This window comes from Confluentibacter sediminis, assembly GCF_003258355.1.
GTDB lineage: Bacteria > Bacteroidota > Bacteroidia > Flavobacteriales > Flavobacteriaceae > Confluentibacter > Confluentibacter sediminis.
Genome location: NZ_QKPO01000005.1, coordinates 117,820 through 144,077, shown reverse-complemented (window position 1 = coordinate 144,077; position 26,258 = coordinate 117,820). Strand labels below are relative to the sequence as shown.

At 31.3% G+C, this 26,258-nt stretch carries 29 protein-coding genes; 4 read left to right on the top strand and 25 right to left on the bottom strand.

Features of this window, described 5'->3' with window-relative positions; all coding sequences use genetic code 11:
* Positions 1-972: an endonuclease/exonuclease/phosphatase family protein gene (locus DKT72_RS05670; RefSeq protein WP_111307759.1), complete on the bottom strand. Its 972-nt coding sequence runs from the start codon at positions 970-972 to the stop codon at positions 1-3.
* A 75-nt stretch (positions 973-1,047) separates the two neighbouring features.
* Here DKT72_RS05670 and hflX point away from each other — a divergent pair, with 75 nt between their 5' ends.
* Complete coding sequence (gene hflX / locus DKT72_RS05665; RefSeq protein ID WP_111307758.1) at positions 1,048-2,268, top strand: GTPase HflX; 1,221 nt, start codon at positions 1,048-1,050, stop codon at positions 2,266-2,268.
* Between the two features lie 2 nt (positions 2,269-2,270).
* On the opposite strand, the gene DKT72_RS05660 is transcribed toward hflX, so the two are convergent.
* The 19 genes from DKT72_RS05660 to DKT72_RS05570 all read right to left on the bottom strand — a co-directional run bounded on the left by DKT72_RS05660 (position 2,271) and on the right by DKT72_RS05570 (position 19,325).
* Positions 2,271-2,825 (bottom strand): class I SAM-dependent methyltransferase, encoded by a 555-nt coding sequence (locus tag DKT72_RS05660; protein ID WP_111307757.1) that lies wholly within the window; start codon positions 2,823-2,825, stop codon positions 2,271-2,273.
* A 34-nt stretch (positions 2,826-2,859) separates the two neighbouring features.
* Entirely contained in the window at positions 2,860-4,110 is a 1,251-nt protein-coding gene (locus DKT72_RS05655) for a YaiO family outer membrane beta-barrel protein (protein ID WP_111307756.1), read from the bottom strand.
* 18 nt (positions 4,111-4,128) lie between these two features.
* The gene (locus tag DKT72_RS05650) at positions 4,129-6,531 is read right to left on the bottom strand and encodes a sulfatase-like hydrolase/transferase (protein WP_111307755.1); all 2,403 of its coding nucleotides are present in this window, start codon (positions 6,529-6,531) and stop codon (positions 4,129-4,131) included.
* A 12-nt stretch (positions 6,532-6,543) separates the two neighbouring features.
* On the bottom strand, positions 6,544-7,974 hold the full coding sequence (locus DKT72_RS05645) for a glycosyltransferase family 2 protein (protein ID WP_111307754.1): 1,431 nt from the start codon (positions 7,972-7,974) through the stop codon (positions 6,544-6,546).
* Between the two features lie 4 nt (positions 7,975-7,978).
* Positions 7,979-9,082: a HEAT repeat domain-containing protein gene (locus tag DKT72_RS05640; protein WP_111307753.1), complete on the bottom strand. Its 1,104-nt coding sequence runs from the start codon at positions 9,080-9,082 to the stop codon at positions 7,979-7,981.
* Positions 9,083-9,125: 43 nt separating this feature from the next.
* Positions 9,126-9,491 carry a response regulator transcription factor gene (locus DKT72_RS05635; protein WP_111307752.1) on the bottom strand — a complete coding sequence of 122 codons (366 nt, stop codon included), beginning with the start codon at positions 9,489-9,491 and terminating at the stop codon, positions 9,126-9,128.
* Positions 9,484-9,852 carry an Hpt domain-containing protein gene (locus tag DKT72_RS05630; RefSeq protein WP_111307751.1) on the bottom strand — a complete coding sequence of 123 codons (369 nt, stop codon included), beginning with the start codon at positions 9,850-9,852 and terminating at the stop codon, positions 9,484-9,486. The genes DKT72_RS05635 and DKT72_RS05630 overlap by 8 nt, the downstream gene beginning before the upstream one ends.
* Before the next feature lie 214 nt (positions 9,853-10,066).
* Entirely contained in the window at positions 10,067-11,005 is a 939-nt protein-coding gene (locus tag DKT72_RS05625; protein ID WP_111307750.1) for a DUF3078 domain-containing protein, read from the bottom strand.
* A gap of 70 nt (positions 11,006-11,075) precedes the next feature.
* The gene (locus DKT72_RS05620; protein ID WP_111307749.1) at positions 11,076-11,582 is read right to left on the bottom strand and encodes a DUF2480 family protein; all 507 of its coding nucleotides are present in this window, start codon (positions 11,580-11,582) and stop codon (positions 11,076-11,078) included.
* Between the two features lie 4 nt (positions 11,583-11,586).
* A complete protein-coding gene (locus DKT72_RS05615; protein WP_111307748.1) occupies positions 11,587-11,874 on the bottom strand; it encodes a YciI family protein in 288 nt (95 codons plus the stop codon).
* Positions 11,875-11,894: 20 nt separating this feature from the next.
* Complete coding sequence (locus tag DKT72_RS05610; protein ID WP_111307747.1) at positions 11,895-12,221, bottom strand: SUF system Fe-S cluster assembly protein; 327 nt, start codon at positions 12,219-12,221, stop codon at positions 11,895-11,897.
* Between the two features lie 71 nt (positions 12,222-12,292).
* Positions 12,293-12,715 (bottom strand): SufE family protein, encoded by a 423-nt coding sequence (locus DKT72_RS05605; protein WP_111307861.1) that lies wholly within the window; start codon positions 12,713-12,715, stop codon positions 12,293-12,295.
* Between the two features lie 38 nt (positions 12,716-12,753).
* On the bottom strand, positions 12,754-13,536 hold the full coding sequence (locus DKT72_RS05600) for an META domain-containing protein (RefSeq protein ID WP_111307746.1): 783 nt from the start codon (positions 13,534-13,536) through the stop codon (positions 12,754-12,756).
* A gap of 50 nt (positions 13,537-13,586) precedes the next feature.
* On the bottom strand, positions 13,587-14,801 hold the full coding sequence (locus DKT72_RS05595; protein WP_111307745.1) for an aminotransferase class V-fold PLP-dependent enzyme: 1,215 nt from the start codon (positions 14,799-14,801) through the stop codon (positions 13,587-13,589).
* 122 nt (positions 14,802-14,923) lie between these two features.
* On the bottom strand, positions 14,924-16,237 hold the full coding sequence (sufD, locus tag DKT72_RS05590) for a Fe-S cluster assembly protein SufD (protein ID WP_111307744.1): 1,314 nt from the start codon (positions 16,235-16,237) through the stop codon (positions 14,924-14,926).
* A gap of 95 nt (positions 16,238-16,332) precedes the next feature.
* A complete protein-coding gene (sufC, locus tag DKT72_RS05585) occupies positions 16,333-17,085 on the bottom strand; it encodes a Fe-S cluster assembly ATPase SufC (protein WP_111307743.1) in 753 nt (250 codons plus the stop codon).
* A 24-nt stretch (positions 17,086-17,109) separates the two neighbouring features.
* Positions 17,110-18,558 (bottom strand): Fe-S cluster assembly protein SufB, encoded by a 1,449-nt coding sequence (gene sufB, locus DKT72_RS05580; RefSeq protein ID WP_111307742.1) that lies wholly within the window; start codon positions 18,556-18,558, stop codon positions 17,110-17,112.
* Between the two features lie 63 nt (positions 18,559-18,621).
* Positions 18,622-18,960: a four helix bundle protein gene (locus DKT72_RS05575; protein WP_220628085.1), complete on the bottom strand. Its 339-nt coding sequence runs from the start codon at positions 18,958-18,960 to the stop codon at positions 18,622-18,624.
* 35 nt (positions 18,961-18,995) lie between these two features.
* Positions 18,996-19,325 (bottom strand): HesB/IscA family protein, encoded by a 330-nt coding sequence (locus tag DKT72_RS05570; RefSeq protein WP_111307741.1) that lies wholly within the window; start codon positions 19,323-19,325, stop codon positions 18,996-18,998.
* A gap of 160 nt (positions 19,326-19,485) precedes the next feature.
* Here DKT72_RS05570 and thiL point away from each other — a divergent pair, with 160 nt between their 5' ends.
* A complete protein-coding gene (thiL, locus tag DKT72_RS05565) occupies positions 19,486-20,532 on the top strand; it encodes a thiamine-phosphate kinase (RefSeq protein WP_111307740.1) in 1,047 nt (348 codons plus the stop codon).
* On the opposite strand, the gene DKT72_RS05560 is transcribed toward thiL, so the two are convergent.
* From DKT72_RS05560 to DKT72_RS05545, 4 genes are all read right to left on the bottom strand, one after another.
* Positions 20,522-20,770: a DUF1660 family phage protein gene (locus DKT72_RS05560; protein ID WP_111307739.1), complete on the bottom strand. Its 249-nt coding sequence runs from the start codon at positions 20,768-20,770 to the stop codon at positions 20,522-20,524. The two genes, thiL and DKT72_RS05560, sit on opposite strands and share 11 nt — an antisense overlap.
* Positions 20,771-20,846: 76 nt before the next feature.
* Entirely contained in the window at positions 20,847-21,116 is a 270-nt protein-coding gene (locus DKT72_RS05555) for a DUF1660 family phage protein (protein ID WP_111307738.1), read from the bottom strand.
* A gap of 61 nt (positions 21,117-21,177) precedes the next feature.
* Positions 21,178-21,954 (bottom strand): alpha/beta fold hydrolase, encoded by a 777-nt coding sequence (locus DKT72_RS05550; protein ID WP_220628084.1) that lies wholly within the window; start codon positions 21,952-21,954, stop codon positions 21,178-21,180.
* 1 nt (position 21,955) lies between these two features.
* The gene (locus DKT72_RS05545) at positions 21,956-22,612 is read right to left on the bottom strand and encodes a hypothetical protein (RefSeq protein WP_111307736.1); all 657 of its coding nucleotides are present in this window, start codon (positions 22,610-22,612) and stop codon (positions 21,956-21,958) included.
* 104 nt (positions 22,613-22,716) lie between these two features.
* Between DKT72_RS05545 and DKT72_RS05540 the strand changes: the two genes are divergently transcribed.
* Positions 22,717-24,039, top strand: coding sequence for an aspartate kinase (locus DKT72_RS05540; RefSeq protein ID WP_111307735.1), 1,323 nt, complete (start codon positions 22,717-22,719; stop codon positions 24,037-24,039).
* A gap of 65 nt (positions 24,040-24,104) precedes the next feature.
* Here DKT72_RS05540 and DKT72_RS05535 read toward each other — a convergent pair whose 3' ends face one another.
* Positions 24,105-25,397: an aminopeptidase P family protein gene (locus tag DKT72_RS05535; protein WP_111307734.1), complete on the bottom strand. Its 1,293-nt coding sequence runs from the start codon at positions 25,395-25,397 to the stop codon at positions 24,105-24,107.
* 189 nt (positions 25,398-25,586) lie between these two features.
* Here DKT72_RS05535 and DKT72_RS05530 point away from each other — a divergent pair, with 189 nt between their 5' ends.
* On the top strand, positions 25,587-26,246 hold the full coding sequence (locus tag DKT72_RS05530; RefSeq protein WP_111307733.1) for a succinate dehydrogenase cytochrome b subunit: 660 nt from the start codon (positions 25,587-25,589) through the stop codon (positions 26,244-26,246).
* Positions 26,247-26,258: the final 12 nt, after the last annotated feature.

Below are 26,258 nucleotides of genomic sequence, written 5' to 3'. Positions count from 1 at the left end.
TTACTTCTTAAAAATAGCATACACCGGGAAGTGGTCGCTATATCCTCCAATATATTTTTTGCCGGCATAGGTTCTAAAAGGCGTGCCTTTAAATCTACCATTAAACTGCTTTAAAAAATCGGCATCAAAAATATTGGCTTGATAAAACTCTAATGCATTATTAGAAGTCTCAAAAAAATTAGTAGAGAAAATAATCTGGTCGAATAAATTCCATTGCCTAAAATGATTGGCGGAACCTCTGCTAAAAGACCTTAACGTTTCGGTAGCGTTATATAATTGGTTAGTTTCTACAAGATGTTTAATACTGTTGCTAGATGGGTCATCATTGAAATCTCCCATAACAACTATTTTAGCATGAACATCTTTTTGTCTTAAAGATGTTATAATCTCGGTAACCTTATTTGCAGAAGTCATTCGTTTATGCTCAGTTTCTTTTTCTCCTTCGCGTCTAGATGACCAATGGTTTACAATCACATGTATTTTTTCTCCATCTAACAAACCAGAAACTAACAAAATATCTCTGGTAAAATCTAAGGTGCCATCTAAAACATCTACCAAATTAATAGTAAACGTTTCAGAATGTAACACTTCAAAAGCAGTTTTATCATAGATCAAGGCAACATCAATACCACGCGCATCTAAGGAATTGTAATGTATATAACGGTAATCGTAGTCTTTTAAATGCTTAAATGCAATCAAGTCCTTAACCACTTTTGCATTTTCAACTTCTGCTAAACCAACAATGGCAGGTGGTTTGCCAGTTTCTGTTTTTCCAATGTTTGAAATCGCAAAACTTAATTTTCGAAGCTTATTTTCATAACGTGGGCGTGTCCATTTTTTTATTGAAGTTGGTAAGTAATCATTATCATTGGTTCGTTTATCGTCGTATACATCAAATAAATTTTCACAGTTATAAAATGCTATGGTTTGCATGTTGTGTCTTATCAAACTATCTTCCAAAGAATCAGCCATAAATCAAAAATTAGCTCTAAAAATATAAAAATTAAAATGGATGCAATTATGTAACTTTGTACATTAAATTTTTTTATGTTAGAAAAGAAAGATATTACTTTAGAAAGAGCTGTTTTAATAGGTCTTATTACTAAAGATCAGGATGAAGATAAATCTAAAGAGTATTTAGATGAGTTGGAGTTTTTAACGTTTACAGCTGGCGGAGATGTTATAAAGCGCTTTACACAAAAATTAGAGACACCAAATCCTAAAACGTTTTTAGGAACTGGTAAAATTGAAGAAATAAAGCAATATATTGATGATAATGATATTGGAACGGCCATTTTTGATGACGAATTATCGTCTGCACAAGAACGAAATATTAGTAAAATTCTTAACTGTAAAGTATTAGACAGAACTAATTTAATCCTCGATATTTTTGCGCAACGTGCTCAAACAAGTTATGCCAGAACACAAGTAGAATTGGCACAATGTGAATATTTATTGCCACGATTAAGAGGTATGTGGACACATTTGGAGCGTCAAAAAGGGGGTATTGGTATGCGTGGTCCTGGAGAGACTGAAATTGAAACAGATAGACGTATAGTGCGTGATAAAATTTCACTTTTAAAAGAGCGTATTAAAACCATTGATAAGCAAATGTCTGTACAACGAGGCAATCGTGGTGCCATGGTAAGAGTCGCTCTAGTAGGTTATACCAATGTAGGTAAATCAACTTTAATGAACGTGATTAGTAAAAGTGAGGTGTTTGCCGAAAACAAATTGTTTGCTACCTTAGATACCACCGTTAGAAAAGTAGTGATACAAAATTTACCTTTTTTGTTAAGTGATACCGTAGGATTTATTAGAAAATTACCAACACAATTGGTTGAAAGCTTTAAAAGTACGCTAGATGAAGTTAGAGAAGCTGATCTATTACTTCATATAGTCGATATTTCACATCCTAATTTTGAAGAGCATATCGAGTCTGTAAACAAGATTTTGGGAGAAATAAAAAGCAATGATAAGCCAACCATTATGGTGTTTAATAAGATTGATGCTTATGAGGCAGAACCTTTTGACAAAGATGATTTAATTGCTGAAAAAACTGAAGCCAATTATACCTTGGAAGAATGGAAACGTACTTGGATGGGTAGAGTGGGGAAAAATAATGCTTTATTTATCTCGGCGTTAAACAAACAGAATTTGGAAGATTTTAAAAAGCGGGTTTATGATGAGGTTAGAGAGATTCACGTAACTCGTTTTCCTTATAATAAGTTTTTGTATCCTGATTATAATTACGAACAAACGGAATGATTTTATACCTTTATTACTTTTTTACAGTGATAAATATATTCAGTAAAAAAGTTTTTGTTCGAGGTCATTTCACATTTTTCAAATACCTGCTGGAATTTTTTAAAGTTAAATTTTGTGTACAATACTTGACTGTAATAAGCATTGTTTTCTAAAAGATCATAGGCGTTTTGTATAATGGATAAACCTTTTTCTTTGCTAAAAAAGGAAAAGGGAATTGAAGATATTACAGCATTTATATCTTCTTTTATATGTAATTTAAGGTTTTCTGCTCCATCATTAATAATTATTAATCGATGATCTTTAATATTATTTTTAACATGGTTACAAAAACTTTTATTTACTTCAAAGGTATAAAGTTTAGAAGTAGGAGAGATGGTGTTGAGTATTTCCTGGGTAATATTTCCGTGTCCCATTCCGAACTCAACGATAACTTTGGAATTTTCTTTTGAAATATGTTTACAAATATCAATTTCAACTTGTCTGCTAGTTTCAGAAATAGCACCAGTTACTAATAAGTTTTTGGCGAATGCCAAAGAAGTTTTAAGTTTTTGATTCATTAAATTGTTTTGTGGTTTTTAAACGTATTTTAATTTATCTAAATAAAAAGTCCCAAGATAAGGAAAATGAATAGATCCAGAAATAAGAACCTGGATTAAAACTGATTTCTTGATGAGAAATACCAGCTTGAGCTCCCCAGAGATTACTGTTGTTTTGTGGTGAAAAGTAATAGCCTAAATTAAGTTTTTGGGATTGAAGGTTAATAATGGTTTTTTCATTCCCACCAAAATTGAACCTATTTTCTTCAGGGGAGAATCCAGCACCGACTTCAATACTAAAATAGTTATTTGCATCATTTCTATACTTTCTAAAACTTATGGTTCCAGATTTACTTGCTTTGGGGTCGCCTGGTGTAACATAGGCTCTAAAGGCCCAATAATTATTCTTTTGATACCAACCTATAGAGCCTGTGTAAATAGTTGTTGTACTGCTAAATTTTAAAGCTCTAAAGCCTAACGAAGCTTCTAAACCTTTAGGTAAAGATTTATATAATTCTGCACCATATCTAGTATCTGGGAATAAAAAAGAATTAGAAATTCCAAAATTAGTATATGCATATAGTCCTTTGGTTATTCTTGGATACATATCTATTTCAAATTGTATCCCATTTTCTTGAAATCTTCTATTTGCATTAATTTTAGCATGAATACTTCCATATTTTGTTGCCCTTGCATACTTAACTAAATAGTATTGCATAGGATCGAAAGTCTCTGAATATAAATCTACTGAAGCTTTTAATCCAATAGTATTTAAACTTAATTTATTTTTTAAACTTGTTTTGTAAGCAATAGATTTTTCATGATCTGGGTTGTTATTCAAAATAGTGTTTATGGTTAATAAAGCCTCTTCGGGATTATTGGTAGCATCCTCGGCACTGGCTTTCAAGTATAAAATTTCTGGATTTTCAGGAAAATGCTCTAAAGCTTTATTAGCCATTTCCAAAGCACTAAAAGGAGAGCTACTCCATAATTCATTTTTAATGGCTGCTTCCCAAGTATTTAATCTGTCAGGACTCTTTTCTAATATGTAATTGAACTCTTTTTTTGCTTTTTTATAATCTCCGTCCCATGAATAGGTGTTTCCTAGAAATGAACGAATATCATGATAATCTGGATATTTGGTCAGTATTAAAATTAAGGTGTCTTGTGCTTGTTTTCGTCGGTCGTTAAAAGCCATTTTCCTTGCTCTCTCAAAGGATGTGTCTGGGTTGCCGTTATAGGTAGTTTGTTGCGCATAAGCGAAACAACTTAAGAATAGTAAAAGCATGTATATATTTTTCTTCATAATTTAATATAACCCATGTTACAAGGTTTTTTTAAAGTTTAAATAGTCAACATTTTTACTATCTATGTTAATAATACTGTCCATTATTTTTTCTGCTTTAAACTTATTATTTAGTCTAGCATAAGCTTTGGCCATTTTAAAACCAACTTCTGGGTTGGTAATGTTGTTTTTTAAAGCTAAATTATATAAGATTTCAGATTTTTTTTCTTGGCTAGACCACCAATACATATCAAAAAGAGCCAGATAAGTATCGTCATAGTAAGGCGATCTTTTAAGGGCATTTAGTAATTCAATTTCAGAATCATTATATTTTTGTTCCCAAGCTAGCGTTCTACCTTTTAGTATTCTAGCATCTGTATAATTTGGAAATTCATTTAAAATGTAATCACATAATAAACGGGCTGTCTCATATTGTTTTTTATAGGCCAAATCATGAGCTGTAAATAACAATTCATCAAATGTTTTGTTTTTAGAAAATGTATTGATTTTAGCTAATTGTTCTTGAGAGAATTCAATTTTTGGAGTTATATAAATATTTAGAGAATCTGGAAATATTTTATTGCTTTGAGTAACGTATGCATTCAACTCTTTGAAAGCTGTTAATGAATCTGATATTGTTTTTAATATAGCCTCCTCATTTACTTTATATATGCCGAAATTCTCTTTTATTTTAAAAAGTTCGCCATCTGAAAATAAATAATCCTTATATATATAGTCATTTAAGCTTCCTTTGTATCGCATCAAAGGAATTTTATGGATATTCCTAAAGCTTTTTGTAGTGTCTAAACCATCCCCCATCCATGATGTTTTCTCCAAAGGTTTAAATTTGTAGTTATTTGTTAAAAAACTTAATAAACTGGGAGTGACATCCCAATGTGATGATATCGACTTAAATTTTTCAGGACGTTTTAATAACGGGCTATAAATTAAAAATGGAACATGAAATCTACAAAGTTTATCTTTTTGTGATATAGGTATAAGCCTGTGGTCACCTGTAATTACAAAAATAGTATTCGAGTAATCAGGTCTTTTTTTGTAAGCGTTCATAAAGTCTTTTATGGCGTTGTCGGTATATAAAAGACAGCCGAAAATATCTTTATGATTGTTAATTTGGGTTTTTAAAGATTCTGAAATATTAAGGTCTTGCAATTTTTTTTCTACAACATCCATATACCTTTCTTTATCTGGAAATTCAAAAGGTTCGTGTGAGGACAGTGTCATTATTATATCTAATCTCGGTTGCTTCTCAAGATTTAAAGACGATAAGGTCTTATTAAAAATTTCTTTATCTGGGTAACCCCATGAAAACCCACCGTCATTACTGGCTGTTTTTATATATCCAGGGCCATACTTGCTCTCATCTGTTAAATTGTCAATACCATTATACTCTAAAAAATTTATTTTTCTATCAAAGCTAGAAGGACCACCTGAATAATAATTTGTCTCATATCCATTTGATTTTAAAATACTAATTAATGAAGTATGCGATGGTGTTTTCTGTAGTTCTAAAAATCCTTTTTCTCCATATGGTAGTGACCCAAGCAAAGATGGTAAAATCCCGAACGATCTTCCAGTTGTACTTAAAAAGTTCTCCCAATATAGAGATTGAGGGATGAGAGAATCAATATAAGGGGTAAAGCCACTCAATAAATTATTGTTGACGAATTCACCACCTAGACCCTCTACTACAATAATAACTATGTTGGGTTTATCAGCGTTAATATTTAAAAAAGGGGATAAAACATCTTTTGTTTTTTTAGATGATTTTAATAATGGATAATCATTTCTATCTGAAAAACTATAAGTATTTAGTTTGCGTTTCTCATTTTGGAATTTAAGAATATCATTTACAAAAAAAGCTATCTTATTTTGATATTCAGCATCTGAGGAATTATGGAATATTAACTTTAAACTTCCAAACAGGACAATTGCTATTAAACCAATACCAATTAATTTTTTTCGTGTTAAATATTTTGTTGAAATAAATATTAGTATAAAAAACAATAAAGGAAAAACGATGAAAGGAATAAAATAGGTGACTGATATGGATTCAGAAACAGAAACTGTGCTAAAGGCATCATCGAATGAATATCCAAGAATGTCTGCGCCTAAATTCAACATAGTAGTTAAACTGTATTTTACTAGTGAAAATTGACCAAGTATTAATAATACATAAATAGTATTGACTAATATTAAAGCGTATTTTTTAATAATTATAATTAGGAATATGTATAATGGTAAAAGAATTAAGCCAATAAAAACACACGTCCAAAAATCATTTACAATTTTGAATAAAATATTTGTGCTAGTTGATTTGGTTGATAAAACCTCAAATAAACTAATAGACCAAAATACAATGAGTAATGAAATTGTAGCACAAGCGTATTTATGAATATCTTCATTTTTAAAATTAAGTTTCATTTTTAATCTTCATTAAGTTGATACTAAACCTTTGCGAACCATGGTCCCCCACTTCTTTTTCTTGTTGAAATAGTAATCATAGTTTCCTCTAATAGCTGCATATAATATAAATGGATGTAAAACAAAGGGTTCTAAAGCGCTTAACAATACTAATTTATATCCAGTGCCTTTCTTTTTGTATTCATGAAATGTTAACTCTTCTGAGTATATAGCAACAATTGAGAATAGTACAGAAAATAAATATGCCAGAATAAAAAATGATATCGCGAAATCCCATCTTACCTCTCTTAGAATAATTAGAATTGTAAAATAGATTAAGCCAATTACTTCAATTATTGGAGCTAATCTTTCAAATATTAACCAGTAAGGATAACTTATCATTCCAAACGAGCCATATTTTGGATTAAATCCTATTTTTCTGTGTTTTTTAAGGGTTTCAATAGTGCCGCGTGTCCATCTGTTTCTTTGTGATATAAAAATTTTATAACTATCTGGTGCTTCTGTCCAGCATAATGGGTCAGGTATATAGGATACCCTGTATTTTTCTTTTATTTCTTCCATATATCGTCTCATTCTAACAATAATTTCCATATCCTCACCAACAGTTTGAGTGTCATAACCACCAACGGCTATGGCAATTTCTCTATCCAATATTCCAAATGCTCCAGAAATAACTAATAAACCGTTTAATCTGCTCCAAGCCATTCTGCCCAACAAAAAGGCTCTTAAATATTCTAGAATTTGTGATTGAACAAGTAGCTTTTTTGGTAGGTTAATATCTATTAATTTTCCACCTCTAATAACACAGGAATTAGCAATTCTAATAACCCCTCCAGTGGCAATTACCCTAACATTTGTTTCTTCCAAAAATGGTTTTATCATTTTTTGAAGGGCGTCTTCTAATAGTAAACAGTCAACATCTATACATGCAACATACTTATTTTTACTAATATTTAGACCCATGTTTAAGGCATCTGCTTTCCCACCATTTTCTTTATCGACAACCATTAACTTTTCAAAAGCAGGGTTTTTAGATTTAAATACCCCGGCACGCAATGGCTGAGTTTTAATTTTACTATTAACTATAAAGTCAATTTTTTCTAAATCATAAGCTTCAATTAATTTTTCCAGACTGTTATCCTTACTTCCATCATTTATAATAATTACGTTATAATTAACATAATGGTTAGATAGTAATGATCTCACGTTTTCAACAATATTTAAACTTTCATTATATGCTGGAGCAATAATGGTAATTGAAGGTGAAACGGTTGATGATAAAATGTCTTTGTAATTAACAAAACTGTTTTTTTTAATGTATTCAATAGTTTCTTTTCCTGAAATTACCGATAATATTACATAGGATAGGACGGATAAAAAGGCATATCCGAAGAATAAGTAATGCAGTATGAGTAAAATTATTTTAACCGAGCTCGTATCCATAGTTTTAAATATTATTTACATATTCTATCATTTCTGAATTGTAATTGGTTTTAGCTGAATTGCTTAACCATTTAAACTTATCTACATTAATTGATTTTAATATTTTAAGAGCTAGTAATTGGATTTCAAAGTTTTTGTGAAAAAGGTGTTTTTCAACAAATGGTTCATCAGATGGTACAACTAGTTTTTCTAATAGTCCAAAGAAACTAATTTGCTCTTCTAAGCTCAATTCATTAAAGTTTGTCTTAAGGATTTCTTTTGCTTCAATACCGTATAAATGGCTTAGCACATCGATGGCTTTAACACGTATTTCTTTATTGCTATGAGATAGCAATTCGATTAAGCTATCTTTTACCTCAAATTGATTATATATCTGTGCTAATTTTAAAGCGAATAAAATAACCGTATTGTTTGTTGATTTCAACCACGGTTGAATATTGCAAATTTGTTGATCGTCGAATTTTTGTAATGTTTCTAATAATTGAACCTGAACCCATTCGGAGAGCGGCACGTTTAAATCATCTAAGAAATGAAGTCCGTTAAATCTAAATAAGTTAACTAAATATAACTGGGTTGCATTTCTAACTTCATTTCTAGGATGTTTTATAAATTTTGATATATGATCGTGTGCTTCAACAATATTGAACCTAGTAAGCTCGCCTATACCTTTTGCTATAGTATACCAGTTTTTATTTTTTAGTTTGGCTAAAGCATAATCTATTAGACCCGTTTTGTAATAAAATGTTTTTATAGATTCAGACATTTCTCCAGAGACTTCATTCATTAAATTGTATAAGACAGAAATAATGATTTTGCGTTCGGAAGCACTTTTTAAAGAGTTTTGAAGTTGTAAAATTATAGCTTCTTGTTCAGGGTTTAATTTCCTTGGATCGCTAGATGAATATAAATATGTGACCAATAAGCCTTCGTATTCAGTTTTAAATTTTACCTTCTCTTGATCTTTTTTTCTTAAGTAGGATCTAAAGATTTTTAAATAAATGGTGAGTAAAATAATTGTTAAAAATAAAACAAAGCTAAAAACCCAAACTACCTTTATAATTAGAGGTAATTCATTAAAATAATCAATACTATATTGAGAATTTATCATAGGTTGGGTATTTGGAATAGCTTGGGGGCTGTTTTTATGTTCTCTACATTAAAAGTCTTTTTACTCTAATTACTAATTCATTAGGACTAAATGGCTTTGCCATAAAGTCATTGGCGCCTAAATTAAATGCTTTAAGAACCATTTCTTCTTGACCTGCTGATGAAAAAACTATCACAGGAGTATCTAAATTCAATTTTAATCTTAAATGACTAATTACTTCTAAACCGCTCACAAAAGGCATCATAATGTCGGTTAAAATTAAATCAGGGTTCTCCGATATAATAAAACTAATTGCTTCATTACCATCCTTTGCGATGAGTAACTCATATCCTTCTTTTTCTAATCTAAATTTTAACAACAATGAAAGCGTGGAGTTGTCTTCAGCTAAAAGAATTTTTTTCTTAGTCATTAGTCATCAATTTAAGTTCGGTTTCAATTTCAAGAGTTACTTTTTTAAAAATATCTATAGTAGTATTCACTCGATCATCTACCGTATCTAGATTACGCTCATCTCTAAAATCATTTTCTAATTTTAAAATAACAGATTCCAATGATTGAATACCAAACATATTTATATTAGGCTTTATTTTATGGGTAGCCTTAAACAATTCGTGCCATTTTTTATTCGAAAGCTCTTTATTTAAAGTATCTATATATTCATCTATTAGTTCAAGAAATAATTCCATTATTTCTTTTTGAATATCAATATCATTAAATGTGTTTTCTTTCAATGATTCCAGATTTATATATTGATATTTTTGTTTTATCATACCACAGTTTTTATATTCTTTTTAACTTTTTAAAATAAAACTTATAGCAATAGTAATTATAATATCGATAAAACGCAAATATTTAAGATAAAATGTTTTTAATTGTAAGAAAATTAATTCGTTGTTCTGTGAATTTATGTTGTAATGAATAGACAAAGGTCAAAAAAAAGCACTTCTTATAAGAAGTGCTTTTTCAAATGTTAGTATTATTTATTTAAAACTTATAGCTCAATCCAACTACCCAATACGTCTGTAATTTGTTATTGATGCTTTCAAAGGTTGGAACTGGATTAGTACTTAAAGGATCATAGTTATCAACATAATACTTTAAAGCTTCCTGTTTGTTGTTTCTCAATCCAAAATCGAAACCTACACCTATCATGTTCCATAAAGTATATCCAAAAGAGTTGTTCCATGTCCAGTTAGATAGATTTGAAGTCTTGTAGCTTTGAAACATCGATAAATTGGTTTTAAAACTAATATCTTTTATTTGTCTGGTATAATCAACTAAGATTTTTGTACCATAAGATGATTGAAAAATAGCGTCTGTTTTACTAAATACAAGATTGTAGTTTAATGGATGCACTACAACAACTAAATCTTTAATTGGCGTCCAAGTAGCACCAACACCAATGTCTAAATATCCTGGATTATTAAAATTATTTAAAATGGTAGTTCTGTATTCTCCTAATCCAGATAGAGCAAATTTTTCGCTTAATTTCTGCCCGTATAAAGAGGATATATTGAAAACATCTGTAGCTTCTCGCCATTTTGTATTGTCATTAGGCTTGTCTTTATCGTCAAATTTTACCCACGATAAATTCATGTTTCCAGCATTTCTCCAAAAAAAATGTTCAGTATTTAAATTTGCAAAAGCATTGATCGTAAAGCCTAAATTACCAGACCTATTATTTGGTGATTTTTGAGCATACCAATTGCTAAAGTTTGAAATACTTCCACCAATAGTACCAAAAGCACCTTTTTTCCAACCAGGGATCGCATCAATTTTATTTTGGGTTGCATCTACTCGATTTTGAGCAGCTTTTAGTGAATCTTTTTGAATTGATAATGTTGCTTTAAGCTCCTCTAATGTTTGAGCAGTAACATTCATCAGTCCGATAAAAAAAGTTAGTAATAATAGTGTTTTTTTCATTTAGATATAATTTATACAAATATAACCACGAAGAATTATTTTTTATTGTTGTTGGTGAAATTTGTTGGAATTATTTATTTTTATAAAGAGGAACGGAAGAACAAGCTTCTCCATACATAATAGACTTTGCGACGGGTTTTAACTTGTTAGAAAGCATGATGTAAGCATTTTGAGGCACTGGTCTTTTTGAGCAACCTTTAATTATTAAAGGTTTGTCTTTAAACTCAGAAACATCTAAATTATTAATAATATCTTGATATATAGAAGTTTCTAAATTTTCAAGATTTCCAATGATTATTTTCTTCGCGTAAGGTTGTAATTGAATAGATATTAGCATAAATGCCCAAGCAGGAATAATAGCATCTGTGGAGCATGTTAAAGCCATATAACAACCTTGATATTGAGACCAATCATGTTGTGAAACTTGCTCTCTAAAATTTTTTTCACGCAAAACCAAACCTTCAAGCAGCCAATCTTTGATATCAAAAAGCACACGATTCCCTTTTGGATAATAATCCTCAAGGTCAACTGTTATTAATTTGCTATTCGCAACGCGATTTATGATTTCGTCTGACATTAATTTATTCAATTAAAAAATCTAACTCTTTGCTTGTTTTTGTGGGGATAAATTCTGTGATTTCATAGTCAGCCAACCTGTTTATTTTAAAAGGATCTTTGTCTATAATACTTAATAATTCTTTTTTATTTGATACTTTAGATAGAATAATGCCACCTGTTCTTGGAACTTTTCTTCCTGAGGCTATAAAATTTCCTAATTGATATTGTTTGTTCAAATATTCTATATGGTCATTTAAAAAGTAATCGATTTTTTCCAAAGCGACTTTATATGTTAGTGTTACAATAAACATTTATAAATACTATTGATCGTTTAAAGCATTCCCAACTCCAATTTTGCTTCTTCGCTCATCAAATCTTGTGTCCAAGGTGGATCGAAAGTAATTTCAACTTCAGCACTATTAACTTCGTTAATGGATTTGATTTTTTCTTCAACTTCCATAGGCAACGTTTCTGCAACCGGGCAGTTTGGTGTTGTTAAAGTCATCAAAATTTTTACATCAGAATCTTCATTAACAAATACATCATAAATCAATCCCAATTCATAAATATCTACGGGGATTTCTGGGTCATAAATAGTTTTTAAAACTCTAACTATTTTGTCACCTAATGTGTTATTTTCTATTTCTTGTTCGCTCATTTTTTAATGTTTATCTGTTAATTTGTTTAGTCGTTTAAAATAGGTTAAACAATTAAACGTAAACGATTTAACTATTTAAGTTGGGTTTGATAGGCGATAGCATATAATTTAAGTTGTTTTATCATACTTCCCAAACCATTGGCCCGTGTTGGTGATAAATGTTCTTTCAACCCAATTTTATCAATAAAATCAGTTTCAGCATCAATAATATCTTTTGGGTGCTGATTTGAAAATACACGAATTAAAATAGCAATAATACCTTTGGTGATAATAGCATCACTATCGGCAGTAAAAACCAATTTTTCATCGTTCATTTCGGCATGAACCCAAACTTTACTTTGACAACCTTTAATAATGTTGCTATCGGTTTTGTATTGGTCGTCAATTAATGGTAAATCTTTCCCTAAATCTATCATATATTGATAACGCTCTTCCCAGTCTTCAAACATGGAAAATTCGTCAATAATTTCGTTTTGTATATCTGTAATGCTCACAATCATAATTTTAAACAAAAATACAATAAGAACTGTTACTATTCAACGTTTTCTGAAATTGATAGTATTTCTTTAACAAGCGCTTCAATTTCACTAGGAGGTTTTCCATGATCGAAACTTGAAGATTCGTAAACCGTTCCGTTTTTTGTCACTTCTAATTGACCTATAGAGGCGCCATCGTAAAAACGCGCTTCTGTTGGCGCTTTTAAATTTGAAATACTATCTAAATTTATAGTTTCTAGAAGTGAATTTAACTGCTTCCAGTTTTCAGAAGTGATGGCTTTTGAAACAGGATTGGCTTTTCTATCTTTTGAAACGGAAATAAGAGAATCATTTACATGAATATCTAAAAATCTTCCTCTTGAAGTTGCTGAATAATTAAAGGAAATGGATGATTGATTATCTTGTTCTTTAAAAGCAGTTAAAATGATTTTGTCACCGTTTAAAAGTTTTAATAAATCATTTTCAATAATGATTTCACTAGCTTTAGATAATGCTTCTTGCATTTCAGATTCAACTTGCTGCATTTCTTGACAAAACATTCTTGTAGAAGCTAGAGGTCCAATTTTAATAGAATTAGCTTTTAAAACATAGCCACCACGAAACCTATTACAACCTGAAAATCCAGAAATTATTTGGTCTTTTTGATTAAAGGTTATGGTAAGATTGTTTTTTTCTAAATGATTGCCATTTAAAGTTTTAACATGATAAGTGCCGTCTATGTATAAAGCCTCTTTTTTATCTTCAATAATTGCAGATTTGTTCTGATGATTACAAGTGTTAAGAAAGGTGAAAAATGATAAAAGTACCAGAAATCTCATAATGTGATTTTTATTGTTAAATCAATATAACAAAAAGGAAGCCAAAGTTTTTAAGACAACATCGTCTTGGCCTTTTTTACACCTTCCACTAAAACATCAATTTCAGATTTGGTATTGTAAAAAGAAAATGAAGCACGAACGGTTCCTGGAATTTTATAAAAATCCATAATGGGTTGTGCACAATGATGCCCAGTTCGAACGGCAATTCCCAGTTTATCTAAAATAGTACCAACATCATACGGATGAATACCTTCTAAATTAAATGAAATAACAGCCGTTTTATGTTTTGAAGTACCATAAATTTTTAAGCCATCTATTTCAAGCAACTTATTGGTAGCGTATTCTAAAAGCTCATGTTCATATTTGGCAATAGTATCGAAGCCAATGGCATTCATATAATCGATGGCGGCACCAAAAGCGATGCCACCACAAATATTAGGGGTGCCAGCTTCAAATTTATGCGGAAGTTCTGCGTAAGTCGTTTTTTCAAAGGTGACTTCGGCAATCATTTCCCCACCGCCTTGGTAAGGCGGTAATTTTTTAAGCCAAGCTTCTTTGCCGTAAAGCATACCAACGCCTGTTGGGCCACACATTTTATGTGCGGAAACTACATAAAAATCGACATTTAAAGCTTGTAAATCGGGTTTTATATGTGGAGATGATTGTGCACCATCAACCAAAACAGCTGCACCAACGCCATGGGCTTTTTCAATAATATATTCTATAGGATTTACAGTTCCTAATGCGTTTGATACATGGTTTACAAAAACAAGTTTGGTTTTATCAGAAAGCAATTTATCAAATTCAGTCATGATCAATTCGCCATCTAAATTCATTGGAATGACTTTTAAAATGGCCCCAGTACGTTCACAAAGCATTTGCCAAGGCACAATATTACTGTGATGTTCTAAAGCTGAAACAATGATTTCGTCTCCTTTTTTTAAAAAAGATGAAAAACCATTTGCAATTAAATTAATGCCATGTGTTGTCCCCGATGTGAAAATGATTTCATGGGCAAGTTTAGCATTGAAGTGGGTTTGGATTTTTTTGCGAGCTTGCTCGTATTTATCGGTGGCTTCTTGGCTTAAGGTATGAACGCCACGATGAATATTGGCATTGTAGTTTGAATAATAATCTACAATAACATCTATGACTTGCTGAGGTGTTTGGGATGTAGCTGCATTATCAAAATACACCAAAGGTTTGCCATTTACTGTACGAGAAAGAATGGGGAAGTCTTTTCGTATATTTTCTACATTAAACATAATAAATGGTTTAGCCCCGATTGAGGCATTTATTGAAGCTCTTTTATTTCTGGATTCTTGCTAAGGCAGGAATCCAGAAATAAAAAGCGACAGCCGAAAGCGGGAAATTGCTTTAAATTATTTTACAAATCGAATCCCATATTTACACCCAATTTATTGGCTATAATTTTGGTAATGCGTTGTTTTATTTCTGGAATTTTAACCGAACTCATCACGGTATTGCTAAAAGCATACATTAAAAGCGCTTTGGCTTCCTTTTCTGGAATACCGCGCGAACGCATATAAAACATGGCACTTTCGTCTAATTGCCCAATAGTACAACCATGTGAACATTTTACATCGTCTGCAAAAATTTCCAATTGTGGTTTGGTATTTATAGTTGATTTATCGCTTACTAAAATATTGTTATTCGCTTGAAATGCATTCGTTTTTTGAGCTTCTTTATTGACAATGATTTTACCATTAAAAACCCCAGTAGAATTCTCGCCAAAAATACCTTTGTAATCTTGATGGCTTTCACAATTTGGCTCTATATGATGTACCAATGTGTTATGGTCTACATGTTGTTTCTCACCAATAATAGTAACACCTTTTAAAGTGGAATCGATACGTTCGCCATTTTGGTAGAAGTTTAAGTTGTTACGAATTAATTTTCCACCAAATGCAAACGTGTGAACCGATGCCACGCTTTCTTGTTTTTGATTTATGAAGGTATTGTCTATTAATGAGGCGTTTAGATTGTCATTTTGGATTTTATAATAATCGACAATAGCACGTTTATTGGCAAAAATCTCGGTAACGCTATTGGTTAATACGGCATTGTCGGTCAAACTTTGATGACGCTCGATAATTTGTACATGCGAATTCTCATCCACTACAATTAAATTACGTGGTTGTAACATCACTGCTGATTCATTTCCCGTTGAAAAATGTATAATTTGAATTGGCTTTGCAACCATTTTATTCTTTGGGATGTGAATGTAAGCCCCTTCTGTGGAAAAAGCCGTATTCAATGATGGTAAACTGTCTTTAGTGGCTACTTTATTAAAATAGTTTTCTATAACAATATGATATTTTGGTTTAGACATCGCTGCCGACATCAGGCAGATATCCATACCATCATGGGTGGTTTCAGAAAGATAGGAGGAGTATTTTCCGTCAATAAACACTATTTTATAAGAATCTATATCATGTATAAAATACTTTTTTACATCATTGAATTCCAAGGCATTTTCTTGTTTTGGAAACACCGTATAATCTTCTTTGATAACACTATTCAAAGACGTGTATTTCCAAGCCTCTTCCTTTTTAGACGGAAATCCTTTTTCTTCAAATATTTTTATAGCATTATTTCTAAGATTATTGAAATAGTCGTCTGAATCTAACTGATTTTCAAATACTAAAAATGATGATAATAATTTCTCTTTTAAATCCATGTTTTAAGTTGAAATGTTTAAAAGTTTGAAAGCAGAAAAGTTGAACAAAAGCCACTTTAAAACTTTATGAACTTTTTACTTTTTAACTGATTGTTTTAAGCGTTCACTTCTTCTTTAATCCAATCGTATCCTTTTTCTTCAAGCTCGTGAGCCAATTCTTTGCCACCAGATTTTACAATTCGTCCATTATAAAGAACGTGTACAAAATCTGGAACGATATAATCTAACAAACGTTGGTAATGGGTAATGACTAGTACCGCATTGTCTTTACTTTTTAGTTTGTTAACACCATTAGCTACAATACGAAGGGCATCAATATCCAAACCAGAATCGGTTTCATCAAGAATCGCTAATTGTGGTTCCAACATTGCCATTTGGAAAATTTCATTACGCTTTTTTTCGCCTCCTGAAAATCCTTCGTTTAACGAACGCGATAAAAATTTTCTATCGATTTCTAACAACTCCGATTTTTCACGAATTAGTTTTAACATGTCTTTAGCAGGCATATCTTCTAATCCTTTTGCTTTGCGAGTTTCGTTGATGGCTGTTTTCATAAAATTAGTCACCGAAACACCTGGAATTTCTACAGGATATTGAAACGATAAGAAGATGCCTTTGTGAGCGCGCTCTTCTGCAGCTAAATCCTCAATATCTTCACCATTAAAAACGATGTTACCTTTAGTAACTTCGTATTCTTCTTTCCCAGCAATAACGGAAGCCAAGGTACTTTTTCCAGAACCGTTTGGCCCCATGATAGCATGAACTTCTCCAGCTTTAATTTCTAAATTAATCCCTTTTAAAATACCTTTATCTTCAACACTTGCGTGTAAATTTTCAATCTTTAACATATTGATTTCTAATATTATTTTTGATTAGCCTACGCTACCTTCTAAACTTATTTCTAACAATTTTTGTGCTTCTACAGCAAACTCCATAGGAAGTTTGTTTAAAACATCTTTACTGAACCCATTTACAATTAATGCAATCGCTTTTTCAGTATCGATACCACGTTGGTTACAATAAAAAATTTGGTCTTCACCAATTTTACTAGTGGTTGCCTCGTGTTCTATTTTAGCAGTTTTATTTTTAGCCTCAATGTATGGGAAAGTATGCGCACCGCATTCATTACCCATTAACAAACTATCACATTGTGAAAAGTTGCGAGCATTATCGGCGTTCGGACTGATTTTAACCAATCCTCGATAACTGTTTTGTGATTTTCCAGCTGAAATTCCTTTAGATATAATGGTTGATTTAGTGTTTTTGCCTAAATGAACCATTTTAGTTCCCGTATCTGCTTGCTGAAAATTATTAGTAACGGCTATAGAATAAAATTCTCCAACAGAGTTGTCTCCTTTCAATACACAACTTGGGTATTTCCATGTAACAGCAGAACCAGTTTCAACCTGTGTCCAAGAGATTTTGGCATTCTTCTCACACAAACCACGTTTGGTTACAAAATTGTAAACGCCTCCTTTGCCTTCTGAATTTCCTGGATACCAATTTTGAACGGTACTATATTTTATTTCAGCATCATCCAAAGCAATTAATTCAACCACAGCTGCATGTAGTTGATTTTCATCTCGACTTGGAGCTGTACAACCTTCCAAGTAACTAACATAACTGCCTTCGTCTGCAATTAACAAGGTTCTTTCAAATTGTCCAGTCCCTGCTTGATTTATTCTGAAATAAGTAGATAGTTCCATAGGACAACGTACGCCTTTAGGAATGTAGCAAAAACTGCCATCGCTAAAAACAGCACTATTTAAAGCCGCATAAAAATTATCTCTTTGTGGTACGATCGTACCAATGTATTTTTTAACTAACTCAGGATGTTCTTTAATAGCCTCACTTATTGAGCAGAAAATAATACCTTTTTCTCCCAATGTTTTTTTGAACGACGTTGCTACAGAAACAGAATCCACTACCACATCCATAGCGACGCCAGTTAATTTTTTCTGTTCATCCAATGATATTCCCAACTTAGCAAATGTTGCTAATAATTCAGGATCTACTTCATCTAAACTATCATATTTTGGTTTGCTATTAGGAGCAGAATAATAAGAAATTGCTTGAAAATCTGGTTTCACATAATTTACATTGGCCCATTCGGGTTCTGTCATTTCTTTCCAAGCTTTAAAGGCTTCAAGCCTCCAATTGGTCATCCATTCTGGTTCACCTTTTTTAAGGGAAATTGCTCTTACTATGTCTTCATTTAAACCGATAGGAAACGTGTCAGATGCTATATCTGTATAAAAACCATATTCATATTCTTTGGTTTTAAGTTCTTCCCTTAAATCGTCTTCCGTGTATTTACTCATAATTAGTATTAATGTTGTAAAGTAAAAAGTTATAAAGTGGCGTTTAAATATTTTATTAAACCGCTAATTAACTTTTGAAACTTCATTTACTTTTAACTTTAATTTTTCAAATTCTTCTGAATTCAAGTAATTTATATCGTAAGCTAAGTATAATTGCGAGCGAAACTCTCCTGAGGATGCTTTTGCAATGTATAAAAAGCGAATGAATTCTTTTGTTGTTTCTCTTTCAAAACCTTCAGCAATATTTGAAGATATTGAAATGCATGAACGTCTTATTTGGTCTCTTAAACCAAAATCATTATTAAAATTTTTGTTTTCTTTTGTTATATGATAAATGTCTCTGTTTAATTCCCTTGCTTTTTGCCATGAAATAATTTCTTCAAAAGAATTAAACTTTGCCATTACTTTAAAACTTTTTAACTTTCAACCTTATAAAATTATAATGAAAATGATTCACCACAACCGCAAGTACGGTTGGCGTTAGGATTATTAAACACGAAACCTGTTCCGTTTAATCCTCCAGAATATTCTAAGGTGGTACCTACTAAATATAAGAAACTTTTTTTATCTACTATAATTCTAATGCCATTGTCTTCAAACACTTTGTCTCCTTCTTGTTGTTGGTTATCAAATTTTAAATCGTAAGACAAACCAGAGCAACCACCACTCTTAACACCTACGCGAACATAGTCTGTCGTAGGGTTAAAGCCATCATCAGACATAAGTTCAATGACTTTCTTTTTGGCTATTTCTGAAACTTTAATCATAATCGTTATATAGATTTTGTCTAAATAGACTGCAAATATACAATATATGTCATGGATTTTTACATAACCTAACATTATATTAGCATATAGTTTCATAGGTTTTTATTATAGATTTGAATAGAAAGATGGATATGTAAACAATGCTCCTTATTTTTGTAGCATGATAGAAGATAAAAACCAAGAAAGAACACCTTTAAGCCATTTGGGTGAATTCGCGCTTATAGAGCATTTAACTAAAAATTTTAGAATAAAACATACTTCGACTCTAAAAGGGGTTGGGGATGATGCTGCTGTGTTAGATTTTAAAAACAAAAAGGTTGTTTTAACAACAGATTTACTTGTTGAAAGCGTGCATTTTGATTTGAGTTATATGCCTTTAAAGCATTTAGGATATAAAGCCGTGATCGTTAATTTGTCTGATGTGTATGCCATGAATGCAACGCCAACACAAATTACTGTTTCCATTGCGGTTTCTAACAGATTTCCATTGGAAGCTCTTGAAGATTTATATGCTGGTATCGAAACGGCAACCAATATTTATAATGTTGATTTAATTGGTGGAGATACAACATCTTCTAACACCGGATTGTTAATTTCTGTTACTGCCATTGGTGAAGTTGAAGAAGGAAAAGAGGTTTACAGAGATGGAGCTAAACCAAATGATTTATTGGTTGTAAGTGGTGATTTAGGTGGTGCTTATATGGGTTTGCAGGTGCTAGAACGTGAAAAAGAAGTTTATAAAGTAAACCCAAGTTCTCAACCAGATTTAGAGCCTTATACTTATATCGTTGAACGTCAATTGAAACCTGAAGCCAGAAAAGATATTGTTAAATTGCTTAATGATTTGGATGTGAAACCAACGTCCATGATAGACATAAGTGATGGGTTGTCTTCTGAAATTATTCATCTGTGTAAGCAAAGTGGTGTAGGGTGTGATTTATATGAAGAAAAAATTCCTTTAGACCCAGCTGTTATTTCGGTTTGTGAAGAATTCAATATAGATAGTACAACGGTAGCTTTAAATGGGGGAGAGGATTATGAATTGTTATTTACAATATCTCAAGAAGATTTTCCTAAAATTAAAGCAAACCCAAATTTTACTGTCATTGGTTTTATGAAAGAAGCAGAATCAGGTATGCACTTGGTTACAAGATCGGAATCGAAAATACCTTTAAAAGCACAAGGTTGGAAAAACTTTAATGTTTAAAGACTAGTAACTTTGAATATGATTTTTTGCTTCTTGATTTTTTATCGCGTTTGTAGTGTATACGCTCTAAAACATCATTTATTTCTTTAAACTTAGGTGTAAGTTCTGTTAAATGACCATTGCTATTTGTGGTTAATTGTTTTTTGCAACGACTGCAGGTATATTCTTTAACATGATATGTAACATTTCTGGTCACATGATAATCATGACCAAACATTTTACATTGGATTTGTTTCATAAGATTCTTATACTTTAAATTAATTCAAATAGAGACCTTTTAAAGGTATAAAAATCAATTTAAAGTCATAAGCAGGCTATGAATAAATCGACGAAGCGAGCGTTTTTTCCTGTGAGCGTATAGTTCTTTTTGCATGAATGCGTTCTAAAATAGCGTTTATTTCTCTAAACTTAGGAGTAAGCTCTATTAAAAGACCATTACTGTTTGTGGTTAATTGTTTTTGGCAATGTCTACAAGTATATTCTTTGACATAGTAGGTCACTTTTTTACTTACTTCATAATCATGACCAAAAAGATTGCAGTATATTTTTGGAATGAAGGTTGATTTGTGGGTAGATTTTTGCATGGTTGTAATTTTTGGTTTTTTAAATGTAAAACAAAAATCCAAAAAAAACGACAAAACGTCATTAATTTTCGATGAAATACATGATTTCTTTTAATAAATCATGTGTATTTTCAATATGACTCATATGTCCATCAGGAAATTCTACGATTTTTACATTTGCAGGGGTAGTTTGCTCAATAAGTGAATCGTAATCTAAAACAGGATCTTTTTCACCAATAATCATCATTTTTTTAAACATATGGTTATGTAAAATACATGTTCTGTTTTTTCTAATCTTCATGCCCTCCAATGCAGCAACAATTCCTTGTAAGGGTGTTTGTAGTGCTTCATTGACTAATAATTTAATTTTTTCAGAATAAATGATTCTATTTTTAGGTCGGAAAAGGTTAACGATGGCGAGTCTTATAAATGTTTTATGGTTTTGCTTTACGGCAACAATGGCTCTATCTCTACTTAGTTTTTTTTCTTCACTATCTTCAATTGCTGTTGAATTCATTAAACATAACCCAATGATAGTTTCAGGGTGTTTTTCAGCAAGTGCAAGAGATACATACCCTCCCATGGAATGACCAATAAAAATAGATTTTTCAATGCCCAAATGGTTGAGAACAGCTTTAACCGTTTCTGCCATAAGTTCCATAGTATGAATGTAACCCAAGCATCCCGTTTTTCCATGTCCTAATAAGTCTATACAAATAACTCTATTATTTTGGGAGAGTTTTGGAATAAAATAATCCCACATAGTTGAGTTCTCCAAAAAACCATGAAGCAATACGATGCTTTCTCCTTTGCCATTATCTGTATAAAAAAGATCAATGCCTTTATATTCTAATACCATTTTAATTCTTTAATTTCTTAATAGCGGCAAATGCTTTATCTACAAACTCATCTTCAACTAAAATAGTAAACTCATTAGTAGTTGAGATAACTTCATATAAAACAATCCCTTCCCATGCCAATCGTTTAAAAAAGTGATAATATAATCCCGAAATTTTAGAATTATCTTGAGGTAAATTAATGCTAATAGCAGACAAACCATCTTGAGAAGCCAAAAAGGTTTCGTTTTTTAAATTTTCTTTGATGAACTCTTTTAAACTACTGGAAATAATAAAGTTACTTTCGTGAATGCCTCTGGTAAACGTGTAAAACAATTTGGATTCTTGATTTATACGATTTAAAATTTTAGCATGATTATCAATAATAGTTTCAGAATTCTTTATTGTAAAATCTGTTAAATTAGATCTAACGGTTATATCACCTAAATTCTGCATGTATTTTTTCATTTTCACAGAATTGCTCAACGCGGTGGGTGGATTGTATCTTCTTAAAGCCATCATAATGGCTCCCGGTTTCACATCTTTTTTCAACATAGTACTTATGGGCTCTGTAAGTTCGATAGCCAGTGCACTAAAGTTTATAATGTTTCTAGAGAGGGCTTCTTCTAGGTAGGGTTGTGTTATTAAAATGTCTTCAACACAGTTAGATACGGTCTTCATGTTAACTATTTAACAATTTGTGCTAAAATAAACTATTTTTTATAAAAATATAGTTTATTGGAAATGGAAGTATAGTTTTGTGCCTTATTTCTTTAAATATAAGGATGGAAGTATTAAAATTTGGCGGGACTTCAGTTGGTTCTATTGAAAATATAAAAAACGTAAAAAACATCATCAATGATGGTGAACAAAAAGTGGTTGTGTTGTCGGCTATGTCTGGTACTACTAATACATTGGTTGCAATTGCGAAAGATATAGAAAGTAAAGAACCAAATAAGGCAATAGATACGATTAATAAATTACATGGAAATTATTCTAGTGTGGTTGATGGACTTCTTACGAATCAATCCTTAAATAAAGAGACAAAAGAGTATATATCAAGTGTTTTTAATTTTTTGGTTGAATGTACTTATAAAAAGTTTTCCAAAGTTTTGGAAAATGCCATTCTTGCTCAAGGAGAATTGCTTTCTACGTTTATGTTTAATTGCTATTTACAGCAAGAAGGCGTTAGCTCGGCATTATTACCAGCTTTGGATTTTATGCGAATTGATAAGTTTAAGGATCCAGACTTAACATATATTAAAAAGAAAATAGCCGCCGTTATAAATGGTGTTCCAGAAGCACAAATTTATATCACTCAAGGATTTATTTGTTTAGATGATAATGGTGATATTTCAAATTTACAAAGAGGAGGAAGTGATTATTCTGCAACTATTATTGGAGCTGTTTTAAAAGCTGAGGAAGTTCAAATTTGGACTGATATAGATGGAATGCATAATAATGACCCAAGGTACGTTGAAAATACGCGACCAATTTCAAATCTATCATTTGATGAGGCGGCCGAATTAGCCTATTTTGGAGCAAAAATATTACATCCTCAAACTGTAACGCCTGTTAGGGAAGACAATATTCCAGTGCGACTTAAAAACACCATGAATCCCGATGCTTACGGCACATTGATTTCAAGCAATACAACCGAAAATGGTATTAAAGCTATTGCCGCTAAAGATAATATTACTGCTATAAAAATTAAGTCTGGCAGAATGCTTCAGGCTCATGGCTTTTTAAGAAAAGTATTTGAAATTTTTGAAGTTTATGAAACATCTATTGATATGATTACAACCTCAGAAGTTGCTGTTTCGTTAACTATTGATGATGATAAAAATTTAAATGAAATTATTGGAGAATTAGAAAAATTTGCTTCCATAGAAGTAGATAAAGACCAAAGCATTATATGCTTAGTAGGACATTCTATTGTTAAACATGAAGATACCTATAAAATGTTTCAAATACTTCAAGACGTAAAAATAAGAATGATTTCTTATGGAGGAAGTAATAATAATATTTCCTTATTAGTTCATTCAAAAGATAAAATCAATACGCTAAGTAAACTAAACGATTATTTATTTGAATTAGTCACTCTATAAATTACACTTCAATTTAGTAAATTAGCTATGAAGGATTGTTCTAACCAAACAATCCTTCTTTCTTTTTATGAATGCATCAAATCTTCAATCTCTTCAGCTTCAATCGGGATGTTTTTCATCAAATTAAATGGAGCTCCTTTTTCTTGAATAACAACATTGTCTTCAAGACGAATACCAAATCCTTCAGCAGGAATATAAATAGCTGGTTCTACAGTAAATACCATATTGGCTTGCATAGGTTCGGTTAAAATACCATAATCGTGGGTATCTAAACCCATATGATGCGACGTGCCATGCATAAAGTATTTTTTATAGGCAGGCCATTCAGGATTTTCATTTTGAACATCTGCTTTATCGAGCAATCCTAATCCCAATAATTCAGAAGTTATAAGTTTGCCAACCTCAACATGATAATCTGCCCATAAAGTGCCTGGAGTCAACATGTTTGTAGCGTCTTTTTTTACTCGGTTTACAGCATTATAAACATCTTTTTGTCTAGCTGTGAATTTTCCTGAAATAGGAATGGTTCTTGTCATATCACTAGAATAGTTGGCATATTCTGCAGCGACATCTAATAATAATAAATCGCCCGCTTTACACTGCTTATTGTTTTCAATATAATGTAATACGTTAGCATTGTTGCCTGATGCAATTATAGGGGTGTAAGCAAACTTTTTTGAACGATTTTTTATGAATTCATGAATAAATTCTGCTTCAACTTCATATTCCCAAACATTGGGTTTTACAAAATTTAAAATACGACGAAATCCTTTTTCAGTAATATTACATGCCTGTTGAATCAAGTCAATTTCAATAGTGTCTTTTACAGAACGTAATCTTTGTAAAATAGGATTACTTTTCGCTACCGAATGTGCAGGATATTTGTTTTTAAGCCATTTAGTAAAACGGTCTTCTCTGGTTTCTGTTTCAACGGAAGTTCTATAATGTTCGTTTGTGTTTATATAAACAGTTTCACATTGTGACATAAGTTCACGAAACACCTTTTCCAAATCTTGTAGCCAATAAACGGTTTTTATGCCACTAGTTTCCAATGCTTTTTCTTTAGTTAGTTTTTCGCCTTCCCAAATAGCGATGTGTTCATTGGTTTCTTTTAGAAATAAAATTTCTCGATGTTGTTCTTTGGGACAATCTGGGAACAAGACCAAAATACTCTCTTCCTGGTCTACACCACACAAATAGAAAATATCTCTATGTTGCTCAAAAGGCAAGGTGCTATCAGCGCTTATGGGATAAATATCATTAGAATTAAAAACAGCCAAACTATTTGGTTTCATTTTAGCTGTGAAATTTTTACGATTTTTTATGAATAGTAAATTATTTATAAGATTGTATTTCATGGTATTTTTTTGATACCATAAAATTATAAAAAACAAATAGACTAGTGGTATTTTAAGATAAATAATGTTTTGTGTTTAACATGAAAAATCATTTAAAATCATTCTAAATAACAAAAACATGACAAATGTTTGTTGTCTAAAACCTTAACCTAGCTTACCTTTGTGTTCTTATCAAATAACTTCAAAATAATGAGCGGATTTTTTAAATCTTCAATTGGAAGAAAGGTAGCCATGGCACTTTCGGCTTTTTTTCTTATGATATTTTTATTAATGCATGTTTCTGTAAATTTATTATCTGTATTTAGTGAAGACACATTTAATGCAGCATCACATTTTATGGGAACAAATTGGCTGGTTCAGTTTATTATGCAACCCATTTTAATTTTTGGAGTCATATTCCATTTTGTTATGGGGTTTGTACTCGAAATTAAAAATAGGAAAGCCAGAAATGTAAGCTATGTTAGTAATAATGGTGCTGCCAATTCCACTTGGATGAGTAGGAATATGATTTATAGTGGATTGGTTATTTTAGCTTTTTTAGTTTTACATTTTGCTGATTTTTGGATTCATGAAATTAATGTAAAATACATTGCAATGCATCCTGAAGACCCAACTCGGTATTTTCATGAATTACAAGAAAAATTTGTGCCTATTTGGAGAGTAGCGGCATATGTGATAGCATTTGTCTTATTAGGGCTGCATTTAGCACACGGGTTTACATCGGCATTCCAATCATTAGGGGCTACTGCTAGCAGAAAAAAAACGTTACAAAATATAGGTAAAGCATATTCAATTTTAATTCCATTAGGATTTATATTCATAGCTTTATATCACCATTTTAACCATTAATCTTAAAGATAT

Coding starts and splice junctions, on each gene's coding strand:
- DKT72_RS05670 (WP_111307759.1), bottom strand. CDS start 972: ATGGCTGATTCTTTGGAAGATAGTTTGATAAGACACAACATGCAAACC.
- hflX (WP_111307758.1), top strand. CDS start 1,048: ATGTTAGAAAAGAAAGATATTACTTTAGAAAGAGCTGTTTTAATAGGT.
- DKT72_RS05660 (WP_111307757.1), bottom strand. CDS start 2,825: ATGAATCAAAAACTTAAAACTTCTTTGGCATTCGCCAAAAACTTATTA.
- DKT72_RS05655 (WP_111307756.1), bottom strand. CDS start 4,110: ATGAAGAAAAATATATACATGCTTTTACTATTCTTAAGTTGTTTCGCT.
- DKT72_RS05650 (WP_111307755.1), bottom strand. CDS start 6,531: ATGAAACTTAATTTTAAAAATGAAGATATTCATAAATACGCTTGTGCT.
- DKT72_RS05645 (WP_111307754.1), bottom strand. CDS start 7,974: ATGGATACGAGCTCGGTTAAAATAATTTTACTCATACTGCATTACTTA.
- DKT72_RS05640 (WP_111307753.1), bottom strand. CDS start 9,082: ATGATAAATTCTCAATATAGTATTGATTATTTTAATGAATTACCTCTA.
- DKT72_RS05635 (WP_111307752.1), bottom strand. CDS start 9,491: ATGACTAAGAAAAAAATTCTTTTAGCTGAAGACAACTCCACGCTTTCA.
- DKT72_RS05630 (WP_111307751.1), bottom strand. CDS start 9,852: ATGATAAAACAAAAATATCAATATATAAATCTGGAATCATTGAAAGAA.
- DKT72_RS05625 (WP_111307750.1), bottom strand. CDS start 11,005: ATGAAAAAAACACTATTATTACTAACTTTTTTTATCGGACTGATGAAT.
- DKT72_RS05620 (WP_111307749.1), bottom strand. CDS start 11,582: ATGTCAGACGAAATCATAAATCGCGTTGCGAATAGCAAATTAATAACA.
- DKT72_RS05615 (WP_111307748.1), bottom strand. CDS start 11,874: ATGTTTATTGTAACACTAACATATAAAGTCGCTTTGGAAAAAATCGAT.
- DKT72_RS05610 (WP_111307747.1), bottom strand. CDS start 12,221: ATGAGCGAACAAGAAATAGAAAATAACACATTAGGTGACAAAATAGTT.
- DKT72_RS05600 (WP_111307746.1), bottom strand. CDS start 13,536: ATGAGATTTCTGGTACTTTTATCATTTTTCACCTTTCTTAACACTTGT.
- DKT72_RS05595 (WP_111307745.1), bottom strand. CDS start 14,801: ATGTTTAATGTAGAAAATATACGAAAAGACTTCCCCATTCTTTCTCGT.
- sufD (WP_111307744.1), bottom strand. CDS start 16,237: ATGGATTTAAAAGAGAAATTATTATCATCATTTTTAGTATTTGAAAAT.
- sufC (WP_111307743.1), bottom strand. CDS start 17,085: ATGTTAAAGATTGAAAATTTACACGCAAGTGTTGAAGATAAAGGTATT.
- sufB (WP_111307742.1), bottom strand. CDS start 18,558: ATGAGTAAATACACGGAAGACGATTTAAGGGAAGAACTTAAAACCAAA.
- DKT72_RS05575 (WP_220628085.1), bottom strand. CDS start 18,960: ATGGCAAAGTTTAATTCTTTTGAAGAAATTATTTCATGGCAAAAAGCA.
- DKT72_RS05570 (WP_111307741.1), bottom strand. CDS start 19,325: ATGATTAAAGTTTCAGAAATAGCCAAAAAGAAAGTCATTGAACTTATG.
- thiL (WP_111307740.1), top strand. CDS start 19,486: ATGATAGAAGATAAAAACCAAGAAAGAACACCTTTAAGCCATTTGGGT.
- DKT72_RS05560 (WP_111307739.1), bottom strand. CDS start 20,770: ATGAAACAAATCCAATGTAAAATGTTTGGTCATGATTATCATGTGACC.
- DKT72_RS05555 (WP_111307738.1), bottom strand. CDS start 21,116: ATGCAAAAATCTACCCACAAATCAACCTTCATTCCAAAAATATACTGC.
- DKT72_RS05550 (WP_220628084.1), bottom strand. CDS start 21,954: ATGGTATTAGAATATAAAGGCATTGATCTTTTTTATACAGATAATGGC.
- DKT72_RS05545 (WP_111307736.1), bottom strand. CDS start 22,612: ATGAAGACCGTATCTAACTGTGTTGAAGACATTTTAATAACACAACCC.
- DKT72_RS05540 (WP_111307735.1), top strand. CDS start 22,717: ATGGAAGTATTAAAATTTGGCGGGACTTCAGTTGGTTCTATTGAAAAT.
- DKT72_RS05535 (WP_111307734.1), bottom strand. CDS start 25,397: ATGAAATACAATCTTATAAATAATTTACTATTCATAAAAAATCGTAAA.
- DKT72_RS05530 (WP_111307733.1), top strand. CDS start 25,587: ATGAGCGGATTTTTTAAATCTTCAATTGGAAGAAAGGTAGCCATGGCA.